Origin of the sequence: Bradyrhizobium sp. sBnM-33 (assembly GCF_032917945.1) — a bacterium.
In the GTDB taxonomy this organism is placed as follows: Bacteria; Pseudomonadota; Alphaproteobacteria; order Rhizobiales; family Xanthobacteraceae; genus Bradyrhizobium.
Genome location: NZ_CP136624.1, coordinates 2,133,194 through 2,149,872, shown reverse-complemented (window position 1 = coordinate 2,149,872; position 16,679 = coordinate 2,133,194). Strand labels below are relative to the sequence as shown.

Sequence of the window (16,679 nt, the reverse complement as noted above, 5' to 3'; positions counted from 1 at the left end):
GACAGGCTCCTAGCAGTTTTTAGTCGGAAAGACGGCGCAAGCTGCCGACGGAAAGGGGGCCTCGTACAGAAATCCAGCAATTCCAGGCGCCATTGCGCAGGATTCCAGAATCTCGCCGCTGAGCGACGAGGTCCCAGCCGAGATCAGCGTCAAGGGGCATATCCAGCAGATCAAACCACGATCGAACCAAATGGGATAATGAGCGATGGCCGCCGGCAGTGCGCACCAGAAGAAGTTATTCACGACAGCATGCGCTGCACTCGACTCTAAGGAATGCCGGTTGCAGGCTATCTTAGTTCCGGCTCTCTTGGATCTGCAGAGAAGCCAATCAATTGTTCCTATGTACCGCATGCGCCAGAGATTACGTGACGCTCGATATACTGAAGGATTTCGCGATTCCTAGTTTGGCACTGAGTTTCCCCTCACCTCATCCTTCGTCCATCAGCTGTTTCGCCAGCGCCATGTAAGCAGGCAGTGTCACCGGATCGTTAGCGGCATTGGCAGCAGTTGGATGCGAGGCATAACGTGCGATCACCATCTCTGCAGCCGGATCGATATAGATGCCCTGGCCGTGAATGCCTCGCGCCAGGTAGGCGCCGTGCTCGTTGTGGGTCACCCACCATTGATTTCGATAGGAGCCGCCGGCCAGTATCGTGTAGCCGGCAGGCTTGAACTTCTCGGGGTCGCCACCGCGCGCGATGTCTTCAACAACCGAAGCTGGCACAATCTCCCGGCCATTGAAGCGACCGTGGTTACGCATGGTCTCACCAAAGCGGGCGAGGTCACGCAGCATGGTAGAGAGCCCGCCGCCAGCGCTCTCGGTGCCGACGCGATCGACGGTATAATGCGCATCTTCTTCAGCACCGATGGGTTGCCAAATGCGGTCGGATAGGAGCTCTGAGAGCGTCAGGCCGCTGGCGCGCCGACAGATCCAGGCCAGCACGTCGGTATTGATGGTTTTGTAGGCAAAGGCACGGCCGTGCTCGCCTTCTTTCTCTTGCGCGCAGAGAAAGTCAAAATTGGTTGTGGGCCCGGTATAGCCTGGCTCAAGCGGTGCCATACCGTTGGCCCGGCGTAGTGCCCACACGCCAGATCCCGGATCTGTATAGACTTCGGTGTAGGCGAGCGCAGTGGTCATGTCCATGACCTCGTGCACCCGCGCATCGCCAAACGCGCTGGGTTTCGGTTCCGGAACGTACTCCACGACTGGCGCCTGGCTACCAAGATGCCCGCCAGCGTGCCGGTGAACGACTTGGTCACCGACATGGCGATATGGGGCTTGTGTGGCTTCAGCGCGCCGAAATAGCGCTCGTAGATCAGCTTGCCCTTGTGCAGTACCGCTATTCCATCGGTGTAGGTCTCCTGCAGCATCTGCGCGAAAGTCATTGGACGGCCGTCCATGGTGACCGGACGCCGATCCGCCGATGTCGCGCCCGGCAAGCGGCAGCGCCGACCCCGGGCCTCCTCCCCGCCACACATTCACGTTCGGCACCAGCTGACGTAAGTTGCTCCAGGCCCAGCGCAGTTCGGGAAAGTTGCGGAACGAGCTGTTGTGGAAGCTGACAGTGCGGTCTGCCGACGGGGGAAAACCCGTCATCCAGCCCATTTTTTCGGGATCCGTGTCGGCGGCAGACATGATGGTGGGCTCCTGGGTGCTCGTGGGATGGGGATGACGATACGGAAAGCGTGAGGCTCGACCTTGGAAGTGAGGCGGAATTCTCGACAGGCTCCTCATTGAATCTGAGGGAAAGGCCGAGAACCGCGCGCCATAGCTCGATCTCGTTGGCAGTAGCTATACCAACTCCTTTCTCGGCCAATAACTCAGTTCAAGTGTTGGTAACGGCGATCCTGGCAAGGCCGCTGGCGCGCTGACGCGGCTTATTGTCCACAAAACCGCCCCTCGCTGTTTCCTCTCGAGCAAATCGATGCGTGAGAATGCGCAACGGCCGGCGATCGCCTCCATCCATGGCGCCCAACGCCTTGTTGTCGTTAGCCGGAAATTGCCGCCGCCACAAAGCTCAACACACCCGCGCTGGTTCGGCATCGACAGACTCCAGACGGTCGGCGCTATCAACTTCTTCCCGAAATTCGACAGCCGATCGAAGGCACTACTCAATGCAGACATGTTGCTCATGACCACGTTGAAGTTGTTCGCTTGACATCGCTCCTCCCCAGGAGGGGTGAGACCGACTTGCCTGGAGGCGGCGAGGGGAACGGAAAGTCCCCTCGCGCCGTTCATTTCGCGTTATTTCGCGAGCCAGGCGGTAAAGCGCTGCTGCAGCTCTTCGCCTCTATCGCCCCAGAAGAGGGGGTCGAACAGCAGGGCATTGGCCATATGGTCGGGCGCGGTGGGCAGGTGCGGCAGGACCGCGGGAACAACGAGCGCGATCGCGTCCTTATTAGCGGGCCCGTATGAGATATAACGGGTCTGGTCGGCCTGTGCCGCTGGCGAGCTGGCGAAGATGATGAACTTGTAGGCGGCGTCCAGCCGGGGATTGCCCTTGGGAATCGCCCACAAGTTCCAGTCCAGTGCCGCGGCGTCCCACACGATCTCGAAGTGCTTGCCGGAGTTTTTGATCGCGTCATAGAGCCGGCCGTTCCAAGCCGAGGTCATCACGACCTGACCGTCGGCGAGAAGCTGAGGCGCCTGGGCGCCGGCCTGCCACCAGATGACATCCTTCTTGATCGTGTCGAGCTTCCTGAAGGCGCGGTCGACGCCCTCGGGCGTGCGGAGAACGTTGTAGACGTCCTTGATGGCCACGCCATCAGCGACCAGCGCCCATTCGAGATTGTAGACGGGGCTCTTGTACAGCCCTCGCTTGCCGGGGAATTTCTGTGTGTCGAACAGGTCGGCGAGAATCTTCGGGCCATTCGGCAGCCTGTCCCTGTCGTAGGCGAGGACCGTGGCGTAGACGATCGATGGCACGGCGCAGTCGTACTTGTCCGCGCCCGTGAACTTGGACCGGTCGAGGCCCAGCTTGTTCCAGTCGATCGTCTCGATGATACCCTCGGCGCAGGCCTCTATGGCCGCCCGCGAAGAGATGTCGAAGACGTCCCAACTGACGCTCCTGGATTCGACCATGGCGCGGATTTTCGAGATCTCGCCGTTGTACTCTTCCTCGATGATCTTTGCGCCGGTCTGCTTGGCGTACGGTTCAAAATAGGCCTTGCGCTGGCTCACCTGATACGCGCCGCCCCAGCCGGTGATCGTGAGCTGATCCCCCGCAAAGGCGGGTCGTGCCGGCGCAAGCGCCGCCGCTGCCAGGCTGCTCACAGCCAGAGCACCGACCAGTATGAATGACTTCCGCATCGTCCCCTTCCTCCCTGCAATGCCATCCCGGAAATAGGGTGGCCTTCCTGAACACTCCGCCGCTGGTGTGTCACCCGCGAAACGGTCGAACGCCGCGCAACTCCTCGGTGCTGCCCTCCCGTGCGGCACTACAGGCTCCGCGACCTCCCGCCGCGCCAGCTCGATAAATACCTTCCGCTGCGCCGCGCCCGCGTAATTTTTCCGATCGCCTTCGCACCCGGTCGCTCGTGCGCCGCCCTCCCCGCTGCTAATCGCGAAGAACGAGAGGGCGTCGGAAATGCCGCGAGACCGTATCAATCTCGTGCTTCCTCTGACGGGCAACGAACCGCTTAAGGATCTCCTTTCCCGGCCGACGGAAGCGCTCAGCCCTGCGCCACGCCCCAGATCTCCACGGTGTTGCCTTCGGTGTGCATCATGGGCTTCGGCACAATCGTCATGGGCGGAAGTGCTCCGCCGACGCAATCGGCGAGAGTCTTGGCGAAAGCGACCGTCTCTGCCTCAGTACCAGTCGACGTGAAATAGCAGACCATGAGCTTGAGGTCTGCGGGCGCCCGGCCGAATGGGCGCAGGAGGTCCTCGATATAGCTCATCGTGAAGCGGGTCTGGGGCATGAGCTGGCCGTCCATGACGCGCAGTCCTGTGTTGCTGTAGGGACGCGAGGGCACTTGGCCGCCGAGCCACACCGTATCGCGCAGCCGGATGGCTTGACGGTAGGGTGTAGGGAAAACCCAGTCCCACACGCGCTTGGGCCAATGGTCCTCGCGCGGAATGTATTTGTCGAACCCGTTCCACAGCTCGCGCATGGCCATGACCTCGACCTTGGTCAGAGCCTTCTTTGGATTGAGGCGGTGGCAGGGAACGACCGTTGCGACCGGCCCCGGCTCGCGAAAGTGGCTCATCCGCGCTTTGGCAAGCGGCGCCCATTGCTCGCGTGTAGTGCCGAAATAATAGCCCTCCATCTTGACGGAGTCCTGGAATGAAGCCCCGAGCGCGGCAAGCGTCTCGGCGTGTTTCCCCATGATGAAGTGGCTCTGGGCCACGCCGTCGTCGGGATGCTGCATCGTGCCGTCGGCGTCCTCCGCTGTGCGGTTGGCCACCGCGATGAACTCGCCCGCGCGCAGGCCAGCGGTGACCGTTCGGCCGCCAAACAGAGCCTGTCTCTGCGGCGGCACCGGGCGCGGCACGGCTCGGACATCGGAGTGCGTCCGCCAGCCGCGCTGGGCGATGGCCTGGATCTGAATTGTCTGGCCTGAGAAAGGCTGCAAGGGCTCCGGCGCGGTGCTGATCGCAGGCATGGGGTCTGCCTTGAAGAAGCGGGCCAGCGCCGCGATCACCTCCCAGTCGTCGCGATCGGCGGTGTAATGCGCCTTGAGCCGCACTACATCATCGAGGCCGCAGGATTCCACGGCGAGCGCCTCCGCCACGTTCGCGATCGCGCCCTCGATTTGCCTGTCGAGGTCGCCGGGATTGCGAATCCGTCCCGTTGCGTCGAAATCGCCGGCGCCGCCGACGAAGCTCAACGCGCCTGCGCTGGCGGACAAATGGTGCGTGTGCGGGATTGGCAGATGCCAGAAGGTAGGTGCCGTCTTGTCCATGTGTCCCGCAACTTTCATTACGTAAGATTTTTCTGATGAGACCAGTCGGCTCAGGTCGACTTAGGCGAAGGTTATCTTGGCTCTCATGATTGAAAAGACGTTTTCTGAAGTGCCGCAACTCATTGAAAAAGCTGGGGGCCGTTTCATAAATCGAACATCGCACTCGTATGGCTTGAGTCGTCTCGCATGCTGCTCGGGAGATCAGCGGTGGTAGTGCGCAATTGTCACTTAACCTTGGTGCGGCACAGCCATCACGGCTGAACTGAATTCGGTAGCGACCACATATCAGGAATTTGATGGCTGTTGAGCTACGACAAGATCACCGCGAGCGTATTCAGCCCGTTTTCGGCAGCGCAACACCTGCGAATAAAGGTCTTCGGCTACAGCGCACTGCTAATCCGGTGCAACAGTAGCGAACAACGAATGGATTGTGATTTTCCTGCAGGCTATCCTGGGGATGGCGACAACAGGCGGGCGTTCAGGGCATCCACATCCTTCGCAAGGTGGTTGCCTGCAGTCGATGCCGGGACAGAACTGCCGCGCGCCACTCTGTGCGGAATGTTCAGGGATTGCCTTACGCAGCAATCCCTGAACGAACTGCAGTCTTTCAAGGCCCCTCTAGCCGACATCAGGGCAAGTGGACCGCATGTTCAGTCTAGTAACCCAGATCCAGGTTGACTTCCCGGGTGAGCGGCTTTCCGGCCGCAAACTCCGCCAGGTTCTGAGTACCCCACTCGATATTTCGTTCCAGCACGTCATCGGCGTTTGCAGCCTGGTCATCGGAGCCGATCACATTCGGAAGCATGTGAACCTTCAGGCGTGAACCCGAGCCGGCTGGAAAGGCGCTCCCAAATCCATAGCTCCACCAGACATCTGCTGCGAAGCCGCGCAAATGACCGGACTTAAGCGCCTCATAGAGAGGCTTCTCCTGGGTCAGGTTCCCACGCGAGACGTTGACCAGAAAGGAACCCCGCTTCATTGCCGCAATTTCGGCCGCGCCAAAGAATTGATAGGTTTCCGTTGTGTTGGGAGTTGCCAGAACGACATAATCACATTTTGCAAGCACGGAATGCAGTTCGTCCAGACCATGCACTGAGTCTACATTTTCTACCGGCTTGCCCTTGTTGCGACGGACTCCGAGAACATGCATATCAAATCCCTTTGCATGTTTGGCTACGCGGCTGCCGATATTTCCAAGGCCGATTATCCCCATCGTACGACCATGCAGCATGGCCGATCGATACTCATCGGCATATAACGGGAAGGGCTTGTTTCGCTCTTGAAGTGCTTGATGCTTGAAAAGTGTTTTCTTGGCGAGGGCAAGCACGAACATCATCGCCTGCTCCGCAACCGCAACCGCATTGGCGCCGCGAATATTTGCAAGTTTCACGCCGCGCTCTCTAAACAGGGATAGCACGCCCATCTGGCGCAGGTCGTCCACGCCAGAATGCATCCAGGAAAACACCTTGAGTTTTTTTGCAAGCTCCAGGGCACCTTGCGGGACGCTCAAGGCAATGATCGCATCAGCGTCGACGACGAGGTGCTTGACATCTGAGTAGGCGCAATCAAACCGGGAGAGATAATCCCCTTTTGGGGCTACAACTTCTGTACCAGGCGGCATGGCCTTTTTTATGTAATTAATCTCATCTTCTGTCGCGTACCAAAAGCATAGTACCTTCATTGGTGCCATTTCCCCTAGCTAGGTTTCCTGAGGGTCTGAAGGAATTGAAAAGGAGGCTCGCTTCACTCCCTCATTATGATCTCACTTTACGCGCGCGAGGCGATTTTTTACCGCGCAAAACTTGGCTCATTGAGCGAATTTCTGCGAGACAACGGAGCTTCCCGCGGCAAAGCTACCAGTAGGCCACTTGGCTGATGCCGCGATCACCGGCCTGTGGCGGACGGCAGTACGTTCTGCCTAAACATTGTCAGGTGCCGCTGTTAGCTCGCCGGTTTCAACCTGCGACCTCCCGTCTGGCCCCTGGTGCCTCAGACCGGCGCAGAAGCGGGTAGTGAAAGTGCTGGTGGCAAACGTGCCAGCTGCGACCTGGCACGCCGCCGGAAACGATCCGACTCAGCCCATCGTGCTACTCACACCTTGTCTTCGATCGAAGACCCCTGATCTGGGCCTACTTTGTGATCAATTTGCAGTCCTTTTGAGAGACACGCTCAACATTCCGGACAGGCCGCCACGCGAAGTTTCGCGATATTTGTCGAGCATATCTGCGCCGGTCTGGCGCATCGTCTCGATGACCTGGTCGAGCGAAACCCGATGCGTACCATCCCCTGCGAGAGCCAGGTTCGCCGCGTTGAAAGCCTCGATCGCACCAAGTGTATTGCGCTCGATTCATGGAATCGGAACCAGCCACGCCATGGGATCGCACGTCATGCCGAGATGATGTTCAATCGCGATCTCGGCTGCGTTTTCAATCTGCTCGTTCGTTCTGCCCAGCGAGACCGGCGCTCGGCATTGGCGCGGCCGAGCCGACCTCGCCCTGGCAGCCCATCTGAGCGCCCGAAAGGGACGTGTTGCGTTTTATGATGCTCCCGATTGCAGTTGCGACAAGGAGCAATGTCCGCGTTCGGTCCTGATTCGCGCCATCAGACAGGTCCCTGTAGTAGCGTAGAACGGCAGGCAGGACGCCGGCGGCTCCGTTGGTCGGAGCGGTGACCACGCGGCCTCCAGCGGCATTCTCTTCATAACGGTGATCGCAAAGAGATGTAATCGAATGGCTGGTTCCCCAGGCGTGAATTGCTGAGCTGAGCGAAGACGGCACGGGCCACGTTCTGCTGCTCGCTAGGCCGGGCAAGTTCGTTGGCCATGGCGATTTCGCCAATCGTGCAGGAATGAAGTCGACACAGGTCGAGAAGATCACGCGACGACTGAAAATCGAATCCGCAGGAATATTCGCCAATTTCTTTCTGCATCTCACTTCCGAATCGCTCGATAAACCCGGCGCCAATCGAGAACCATACGTCGGATGCGACTACGCATTTGTTTGCGTCCAGGGCTTTGAACTCCATCGCGTTCGGATGTCGGTCGAACTGACGCTTCCTGTCGAAGATGATATCCGTGTCTGGCTCGAAGCAAATTCTGCGCCCGCTCTTCAGCTCGATCAAACGATAATTACAGATCCGGTCAAAGAGCTTGCTCGCCTCATCCGCATCAATATGATCAGGTGTTTCGCTGGACAGGCCAAGGACCAGCGCTTTGTCAGTTGCGTGTCCCTTGCCAGTCTAAAGCGGTAATTTCAATTCTATCGAGCTTCTCCTCCTGTATGGCGTTGAGGCCGCGCGGACAAAACTCATTGCAGCCTTCATCGCACCCATGGTGTGGGACAAAGACGGTCCAATTCCGATCTTGAACATCTCAAGAACGCCTAGCGGCAACCTTCTGTTCGTGCCGTCCCCGCGAAAGGAACGAACAAGCAGGTTGGATGGCGTGAAATCCAGATTCCGTGTCATCATACGAGGCACTCCAGCTTCTCAAAGCCAAGATCGTCGGACTTTATTGGCAGCTGCGCAGGCATTTCTCTTCCGGCCTTCCGTTAAGGCTCGCGTCCCTGAATGATCGCGCTACATCCAGGTGGAGGTCATGTCAGCAAGTCGCGAACAAAGCCGCCTGGTTTGCTCGGCCACGGGCTGATTAACGAATCGGAAGTCCTCGTCAGCATGCCGGCCGGACCTCAAGGAAGCGCACGTTCCAACAAGCGGACGACATGAATCGCTTCACGACCTGCTCCGTCATGAATTTGGTGACGACAGCTTGTGCCATCAGCGACAATGAAATCATTTCCGCCGGCCTGTCTTACGGCTGGAAGCAACGACAGTTCGGCCATCTTCATCGAGACGTCGATGTTTTCGGCCGTAAATCCGAAGGCTCCGGACATTCCGCAACAGGATCCATCAATCGATCTGACCTCAAGCCCGGGGATGCTGCGCAGTACGGTTTCGACAGGACCCATCGTAGCGAAAGCCTTCTGATGGCAGTGGCCGTGGAGATGCACGACTTTGCCTTCGAGATTCCTGAGCCGCAGGTCAATATTGCCGGCTTCAAGGTCGGCTGCAACCATTTCCTCGAACAAAAGCGCCTTTCCCTGAATGAAAGCAGATCCTTCGCCAGGAAGCAGCGCCTTCATTTCGTCGCGGAAGGTAAAAATGCAAGAAGGCTCGAGACCGACCACTCGCGCGCCGCGCTCCACGAAAGGTCGTAACGCGTTCAGCGTCCGCTGTGCCTCGCCGCGAGCGGCGTCCGTCTGTCCTGAAGCGAGATAGGTTCGTCCGCAACAGAGGGGTCGACTGCTGCCGGGTGCTGCCACGCGATGCATGCGATATCCCGCCGCGGCCAGCACGTGCTCGGCCGCCTCGAGATTTTCGCGCTCAAAATACCGGTTAAAGGTGTCGCCGAACAGGACGACGTCGCGACCATCGTCCAGGACATTCTCCGGCTTGGCAAGGCTCCCCTTTTCCTTCCAAGGGTGACGCCATTTCGGCAAGCTGCGCTTGGCCGAGAAGCCGAGATATCTCTCCGAGAGGCGGGCGAGCAGCGGGATACGATCGCGCAGGTTCATCAACGGCGCGATTCGCGACGCGAAACCAGCATACCTCGGCAGATGGGCGATCAGCTTCTCGCGAAGGGGCAGGCCGTGGCGACCGTAGTAGTGATGAAGGAACTCAATCTTCATGCGAGCCATGTCGACGCCGGTCGGGCAATCGCGCTTGCAGCTCTTGCAAGAGACGCAGAGATCCATCGTCTCCTTCATCTCTCGAGACGTGAATGCCCCCGGCCCCAATTGCCCTGAGATCGCCAGTCGAAGTGTATTCGCGCGCCCACGAGTGACGTGCTGCTCATCTTTCGTGGCGCGGTAGGAAGGACACATGGTGCCGCCGGCGAGCTTGCGGCACGTGCCATTGTTGTTGCACATTTCGACAGCGGCTCCGAAGCCTCCCCACTCGGACCAATCTAGCACGGTGTACGTTGGCTTGCTCGCCGCATAGCCGGACTTGAAACGCATCAGGCTTCTGTCGTCCATGCGCAGCGGTCGCACGATCTTGCCCGGATTGAGCCTGTTGTCTGGGTCAAAACCGTCCTTGACCTGCTCAAAGGCCCGCGTCAGTTTCGCGCCAAACAGCGGTTCTATGTATTCGGAGCGGGAAATGCCGTCGCCGTGCTCGCCGGAGAAGGAACCTTTGAAGCGGCGAACCAGATCGGCGGTTTCCTCAGCGATCGCTCGCATTCTGCGCAGGCCATCGTCTTCCTTCATGTTGAGGATCGGTCGGACGTGCAGACAGCCGACCGAAGCATGCGCATACCATGTGCCGCGGGTGCCATGCTTCGCAAAGATGTCCGTGACCGCATCGGTGTAATCCGCGAGATGCTCCAGCGGAACGGCACAATCTTCGATAAAGGAGATCGGCTTCCCGTCGCCTTTCATCGACATCATGATGTTGAGACATGCCTCTCTGACTTCCCATACGGACTTCTGCCGGGAAGGCTCAGTCACATCGACAACGGAATCGGACAAGCCGAAGTCAGACATGCACTGGTCCAGGCGCCGGAGATCGTTGCGCAGCTCCTCAAGATCGTTACCTGCGAATTCGACCAACAGCAGACAGTTGGGCTTGCCCCGGGTAACGTCGTCCAGTGTCTTGACGAATATTGGAATGTCCGCGCCGAGAGCAAGCACGTTATTGTCGACCAATTCCACCGCGACCGGATTCAGGGCGACAATATGCTGCGTTGTCTGCATGGCCAAACGGAAATCGGGAAAATGGCAGACGCCCATGACCCTACGCTCCGGCAACGGCGAGAGTTGCAATGTGACGGCGGTCGTGATTGCAAGGGTTCCTTCAGATCCGACCAGGAGATGCGCTAGAGCGGGATGGGTCTAGTTTGAATCGATTGAGGATTGAACCAAATCGTCTGTGCGCTGCGGTTTTTCTACGGCGTCACGCTCGGCGAGGCGCTGATCCCGGAACGCATTCCCTATGCGCGAGAACCGCGCAAGCTGCCGGTCGTGCTCAGCGCCGACGAAGTGGTCCAGTTCCTCGAAGCAGTGTCCAGCCTGAAGAGCCGCGCCGCGCTCACCACCGCCTATGCGGCCGGACTCAGGGCCTCCGAGGTCGCGGGACTGCGGATCGAAGACATCGACAGTGCTCGCGGTGTCATCCAGGTGCGCCACGGCAAGGGGGCGAAGGATCGCAACGTGATGCTGTCGCCCCAACTACTCGGCATCCTGCGCACCTACTGGCGGCTCGCCCGGCCGCGGGTTTATCTCTTCCCGGGACGCGACGAAGACAATCCAATCGATCAGACCGTGTTGCATGCCGCCTGCCGGTCGGCGGTGAAGGCTGCGGGCCTGACCAAGCGCGTCACGCTGCACACGCTGCGCCACAGTTTCGCGACACATCTTCTGGAGAACGGAACCGACATCCGGATCATCCAGGTTCTGCTCGGGCACAATAACCTGTCGTCGACGGCGCGCTACACGCAGGTCGCCACCCATACGATCCGGGCGACGCAGAGCCCGCTCGACCGCCTGTCGCTGGAGGTGACGCCACCGGGATGACGACGCGTCCGGGATGCGGGTTATGGCCCGCCCCGACGTCCGTCCGCACAGACCCGCCATCGAGATTGCCGATATCTTGCGCCGGCATGGCGACGCCTATCGCCGTTTGCATGCCGGTCATCTCGGTCGGATCGAGCGGCGCGTGATGAGTGCGATCGTGGCGTGCCGAACCGAGGCGCTCGGCGGTCACATGGAGGCTTGCGACGACTGCGGCATGACACGCATCGCTTATAATTCCTGCCGGAATCGGCATTGTCCGAAGTGTCAGGGGCGAGCCCGAGCCGCGTGGCTCGCCGCGCGAGAAGCCGACCTGCTGCCGGTTCCCTATTTCCACGTCGTCTTTACGCTTCCTACACCGATCGCAGCGATCGCTTTCCAGAACAAGGCCGTCGTCTATGCCATCCTGTTTAAGGCCGCCGCTGAGGCGATGACGACGCTTGCTGCCAATCCGCGACGGCTCGGTGCAGAGATCGGCGGCGTCGCGGTCCTGCATACCTGGGGACAGGCGCTGACGCATCATCCTCACATTCACTGTGTCGTGCCGGGCGGCGGCCTGTCACCTGACGGAACACGCTGGATCGCCAGCCGACCGAACTTCTTCCTGGCCGTCAAACCGCTGTCCCGGCTCTTTCGCTGGCTTTTTCTCAAACGCCTGATCGCGGCCTTCAACGCCGGCGCCTTGCGCTTCTTCGGCGATCTTGCATCTCTTGCCGAACTCGACGCTTTCGCTGGTCGAATCAAAGCCATGCAACGCGTCAACTGGGTTGTTTACGCCAAGCGGCCCTTCGGCGGACCCGCCCAGGTCCTGGCCTATCTCGGCCGCTACACCCATCGTGTCGCGATCGCCAACAGCCGGCTCGTCGCACTCGACGAGGATCACGTCGCCTTTACCTGGAAGGACTACCGCCAGAACGGCGCGACAAAGATCATGAAGCTCACGCCCGACGAGTTCATCCGCCGTTTCCTGCTTCACACGCTGCCCGATGGCTTCCATCGCATCCGCCACTTCGGCTTCATGGCCAACGGCCATCGCGCTGCCAAACTCGCCCTTTGCCGCAAACTTCTCGATCGTGAGCGGACAGCGCCAAACGATGGCGAGCCGCCGCCTGTGGATTCGGACGCTCTGACGTGGCCCAAGGTTCCCGCCTGTCCCGATTGTGGTGGCGTCATGCGCATCATCAAGCGCTTTCGACACAGCTTCAGCCGCTCCAGCCCTCGAACATCACCGTTCCGATGCGACACATCGTGAGCCAAGTCATGCCGTGCACGACGATCATCATTCGTCATTCCGCTCCCAGCGTCATCGCGGACGATGTCGAATCCGTGCTGTCACACTGCGCGACAACAACCGTCCGATGCAACAAAAAGTCTATCGTGATCTCCGGCGAAGCGCGTCTGGTCTCAACTCTTCCCCGATGCGCACATCTCGTGTCTCTGCCTCACGCGCCGAGCCAGCAGATCGGGCCTTGCGATCTCAAACAATCCCCATAGCGTAAAATCGCGCATAGCCTCCCGCGCCTTCGTTCAATCCGGCTTCAATGAGGTCGCGTCATAAGCGCCTGCCGCGCCCTCGCGTGAGCGCGACCTCACAGAACCCTCCAGATTCCCAAATCGGAAGGCTTCTGATTCAACATGCTGGCTGGGAAGGAGGCCAGCATGGATGGGAAAACCCTATTCGAACGACCTTCGTGAGCGGGTGGTGAAGGCTGTCATCAAAGGCGGCCTGTCGAGGCATCAGGCGGCCGCCCAATTTGGGGTGGGCATCAGCACGGCGATCAACTGGGTACAGCGCTTCCACGAGACCGGCAGCGTCAAGCCGGACCAGATCGGCGGCTATAGGCCAAAGAAGATTGCGGGGCCGCACCGCGAATGGCTGATGCAACGGTGCCGGAAGGATTTTACCGTGCGCGGGCTGGTGGCCGAACTCGCTGTGCGTGGGCTCAAGGTCGATTACCGCACGATGTGGGAGTTCCTCCACGCTGAGAAGCTCAGTTACAAAAAAAGACGCTGATTGCCGCCGAGCAGGATCGTCCCGATGTTGCCCGTCGGCGGATGCAGTGGACCAAGTATCAGAATCGGATCGATCCCACTCGGCTGGTGTTCATCGACGAGACCTGGACCAAAACCAATATGGCGCCGCTACGGGGCTGGGCGCCGCGTGGTCAACGTCTCAAAGCCAAGGTGCCGCACGGCCGCTGGCACACCATGACCTTCATGGCCGCTTTGCGCCACGATCGCATCACCGCTCCCTGGTTCATCGAGGGGCCAATCAACGGCGAAGCCTTCCTTCTCTACATCGAGAAGGTTTTGGTTCCGACCCTGCGGCCCGGCGACATCGTGGTCATGGACAATCTTGGCTCGCACAAGGCCCGCGCCGTGCGTCGCGTCATCCGTGCCGCCGGCGCAAGACTCTTCTACCTGCCGAAATACTCGCCAGATCTCAACCCAATCGAGCAGTTCTTTGCCAAGTTCAAACACTGGCTGCGCAAAGCCGCGCAGCGAACCACCGAGGCCGTCTACGATGCTATCGCTCCAATCCTCGACACCGTATCACCGGCCGAATGCGCCAATTACTTCGCCAACGCCGGTTATGACCAAACCTAGACTCATCACGCTCTAGGTTGGGCCTCTCTGGCAGGAGTTCATCGAGATTGTATCCGCCAACGCGGCGCTGGACCTTCGGAAACCTCGTTTCGATTTCCAGGCGATTATCCTGGGCAAGTTGTATCATCCGATCCATGAGCTGCCGCGTACGCGTCGATACGTTGTTCGAAAGCGGTTGAGCGCTGAGGGCAAATTGCTCGCCGTCGTGGAACATCGCCTCGATGGAGAGGACATTGTCGACCGTTTTGCCGTAACGTAAGGAACGGGCGCCGGAGGAGTTATTGCCGCACATTCCCCGATCGTGCAGCGGCTCGCGTTGGAGGGCTCGACTGGAAAAAAGAGACCTTGCTTACCCAGGAAAGTATTGAGCGTATCGAGAACCGTGCCGGGTCGCACTCTGACAGTGCGGGACGAACGATCAAAATCCAGAATGCCGCCGAAGTTGCGGGACATATCGACGATGAGGCCGCTTCCGATCGGCTGCCCATTTTGCGAGGTGCCGCCGCCACGAGCAATCACCGGAACGCCATGGTCGGCGGAAATCTTCAGCGCTGCGGCGAGATCAGCTTCATGCTTCGGGAAAATGACGCCCTTTGGAATGATCTGATAGATCGAAGCGTCGGTGGCGTAGCGCCCACGCGTGAAATCGTCGAACTGAATTTCGCCCTCGATTGCATTTTTCAGCAAGGACTCAAAGGCCAGATCGCGGGCTGGCAATAAGTGAGATCGGGATGGCCGGCTATTCATCAGTTCGAGACCTTGTTCGCCTTAACCAGGCCATCTGGCCTGATGTCCGCTCATTATCAGTTCGTATAAGTTGTAGGCGCCTCCAGGCGCGCGACGGAATGCGCATGGTCCCGCGCGACTACCCGAAGGCGGGTTCTCGGTCGGGGAGAAGCCTGGAGAAATTTTCGGATCATCGCACTTTGGCTAAGTGACGGGACAGACCTCGGGGTCCGCATCTTCTCCAGTCCGCGCGCGCGCAAATGAAATTAACTTGCCTGCTCCGGCTTCCGCCTCTTCCCGAGCCGAAGGGCGGGTTCTTCGCGGACCACCAGTCTCAGCGCTGAGCGGAAGGCTGCCGTTTTGGTGCTGTCGGAAGCTATTTCCGTCGGGGTCGAAATCGACAACGAGCCGCCAATCGCAATCGCATCCGACAATCGCAGAGACCAATGCCGCTAGAGATGAACCATTCCGTCATTGAAGATGCGATCGAGCACCGACTCCGTTCGAAGAGATCTTGTTCATTGACGACTGAGCTGATGAAGAGGAACACGATCCGTAAGCGCCAATTGCCGGTTTTGGCCGGTTCGGGTTATCAGGGGAAAAGGCCCCTGGTCCTCTTAGCAGATTGCACGACGTTAACGCCGATCGCCATGGCCGCCATGCGATGTGGGATGCGCTCGCGTCTCGCGCGAGTTATTGTTTGCTGAAAAGAGCGTTCGAGAATTCGGTAGAGGCGATCGAAAACCTCGGCTTCTTCCCAAAATAGCCGCTGGAGGTCCTGCACCCATTCGAAATAGCTGACGATGACGCCTCCTGCATTGCAGAGAATGTCGGGCAGTACAAAGATCTCGTCGCCTCGTTCATGCAGGATCGAGTCAGCTTCCGGCGTTGTTGGACCATTGGCGCCCTCGGCTAGAATGCGGCATTTGAGATGGGTTGCATTTTCGCCTGTAATGACCCGCTCGATTGCAGCCGGTACCAGAATATCGCACTTTTGAACCAACAGTTCCGACGGCTCGATAAGGCTCTGACTTGAGAACCCAGCAAGTTGCCCGCATCTAGTAATGTGGCCCTTCAACTCGGCGACGTCGAGAGCTGCCGGATCGTAGTATGCAGCAGTATGATCACTGACACCGATGATTTTGACGCCTCTTTCGGCGAGGGAATACGCTGCAATTGATCCAACGTTACCAAATCCTTGGATAATGGCGGTGGCGTCACCCGCGGGAATCCCAAGGTGCTCGAGCGCGCGACCGACGAGATAAGCGACTCCCCGTCCTGTGGCTTCGCGGCGGCCAAGTGTACCTCCGGCCGATATCGGTTTTCCGGTGACGATCTCGTTGACAGTTTGCCCCTGATACATGGAGTAGGTGTCCATAAACCACGCCATGACTTGCTCGTTAGTGCCCATATCGGGGGCCATGACGTCGGTGTGTGGACCGACGAAGGGAATCATCTCCTGCATGTAACGCCGGGATAGCGCTTCAAGTTCACGTGGAGACAACTTGTAAGGATCGACGGTAATCCCTCCCTTTGCTCCACCGTAGGGAAGTCCGGCCAGCGCGCATTTCCAGCTCATCCAAATGGCCAAGGCGGCCACTTCGCCGATATCCACTGATGGCGCGAACCGCGTTCCCCCCTTGGTTGGCCCAAGCGTAAGGTGATGTTGTACCCGGTAGCCCTGAAACACCTCCGTCCGGCCATCGTCCCGATGGATTGGGCACGAAACCGCAATCGCGCGTTTGGGATAAAGCAGTCGATCCCTATCCATTTCGTGGATCTGCAGGTGATCGGCAACTCGCACAAATTGCTGTCTGGCCATTTCGAAGACGGGGCCGCTATAGATTGATCTGCTCATGGGTTCGTGATCAGGGT

General features: G+C 59.2%; 8 protein-coding genes and 5 pseudogenes. 4 read left to right on the top strand and 9 right to left on the bottom strand.

What is annotated here, in order from left to right; genetic code table 11:
- Positions 1-427: 427 nt before the first annotated feature.
- Positions 428-1,371, bottom strand: a pseudogene (locus RX328_RS09970) (serine hydrolase domain-containing protein).
- A 554-nt stretch (positions 1,372-1,925) separates the two neighbouring features.
- Between RX328_RS09970 and RX328_RS09965 the strand changes: the two are divergent.
- Positions 1,926-2,159, top strand: coding sequence for a hypothetical protein (locus tag RX328_RS09965; protein WP_213255947.1), 234 nt, complete (start codon positions 1,926-1,928; stop codon positions 2,157-2,159).
- A gap of 86 nt (positions 2,160-2,245) precedes the next feature.
- On the opposite strand, the gene RX328_RS09960 is transcribed toward RX328_RS09965, so the two are convergent.
- From RX328_RS09960 to RX328_RS09935, 6 genes and pseudogenes are all read right to left on the bottom strand, one after another.
- Positions 2,246-3,310: an ABC transporter substrate-binding protein gene (locus RX328_RS09960; protein ID WP_213255949.1), complete on the bottom strand. Its 1,065-nt coding sequence runs from the start codon at positions 3,308-3,310 to the stop codon at positions 2,246-2,248.
- A 362-nt stretch (positions 3,311-3,672) separates the two neighbouring features.
- Positions 3,673-4,905 carry a RidA family protein gene (locus RX328_RS09955; protein WP_213255951.1) on the bottom strand — a complete coding sequence of 411 codons (1,233 nt, stop codon included), beginning with the start codon at positions 4,903-4,905 and terminating at the stop codon, positions 3,673-3,675.
- Between the two features lie 655 nt (positions 4,906-5,560).
- Positions 5,561-6,586, bottom strand: a complete 1,026-nt coding sequence (locus RX328_RS09950; protein WP_213255953.1) for an NAD(P)-dependent oxidoreductase — start codon at positions 6,584-6,586, stop codon at positions 5,561-5,563.
- A 459-nt stretch (positions 6,587-7,045) separates the two neighbouring features.
- A pseudogene (locus RX328_RS09945) lies at positions 7,046-7,604 on the bottom strand (L-serine ammonia-lyase, iron-sulfur-dependent, subunit alpha); the annotation flags it as partial.
- Positions 7,603-8,226: pseudogene (locus tag RX328_RS09940) on the bottom strand (serine dehydratase beta chain). The pseudogenes RX328_RS09940 and RX328_RS09945, both read right to left, overlap by 2 nt.
- Before the next feature lie 365 nt (positions 8,227-8,591).
- Positions 8,592-10,787 (bottom strand): annotated as a pseudogene (locus tag RX328_RS09935) (FAD-binding and (Fe-S)-binding domain-containing protein); the annotation flags it as partial.
- Between the two features lie 27 nt (positions 10,788-10,814).
- Between RX328_RS09935 and RX328_RS09930 the strand changes: the two are divergent.
- The 3 genes and pseudogenes from RX328_RS09930 to RX328_RS09920 form a co-directional block, all read left to right on the top strand.
- Positions 10,815-11,474 (top strand): annotated as a pseudogene (locus RX328_RS09930) (tyrosine-type recombinase/integrase); the annotation flags it as partial.
- Positions 11,475-11,496: 22 nt separating this feature from the next.
- Positions 11,497-12,723, top strand: coding sequence for an IS91 family transposase (locus tag RX328_RS09925; RefSeq protein ID WP_213255957.1), 1,227 nt, complete (start codon positions 11,497-11,499; stop codon positions 12,721-12,723).
- Positions 12,724-13,134: 411 nt separating this feature from the next.
- Positions 13,135-14,078, top strand: a protein-coding gene (locus RX328_RS09920) for an IS630 family transposase (RefSeq protein ID WP_213255959.1) whose coding sequence is annotated in 2 segments (ribosomal slippage) — positions 13,135-13,470 and positions 13,473-14,078 — 942 coding nt in all. Because the reading frame shifts where the segments join, the coding sequence is not laid out codon by codon here.
- 123 nt (positions 14,079-14,201) lie between these two features.
- Here RX328_RS09920 and RX328_RS09915 read toward each other — a convergent pair.
- Complete coding sequence (locus tag RX328_RS09915) at positions 14,202-14,825, bottom strand: FAD-binding oxidoreductase (protein WP_410734040.1); 624 nt, start codon at positions 14,823-14,825, stop codon at positions 14,202-14,204.
- Positions 14,826-15,396: 571 nt separating this feature from the next.
- On the bottom strand, positions 15,397-16,662 hold the full coding sequence (locus tag RX328_RS09910) for a Glu/Leu/Phe/Val family dehydrogenase (protein ID WP_213255961.1): 1,266 nt from the start codon (positions 16,660-16,662) through the stop codon (positions 15,397-15,399).
- Positions 16,663-16,679 lie beyond the last annotated feature (17 nt).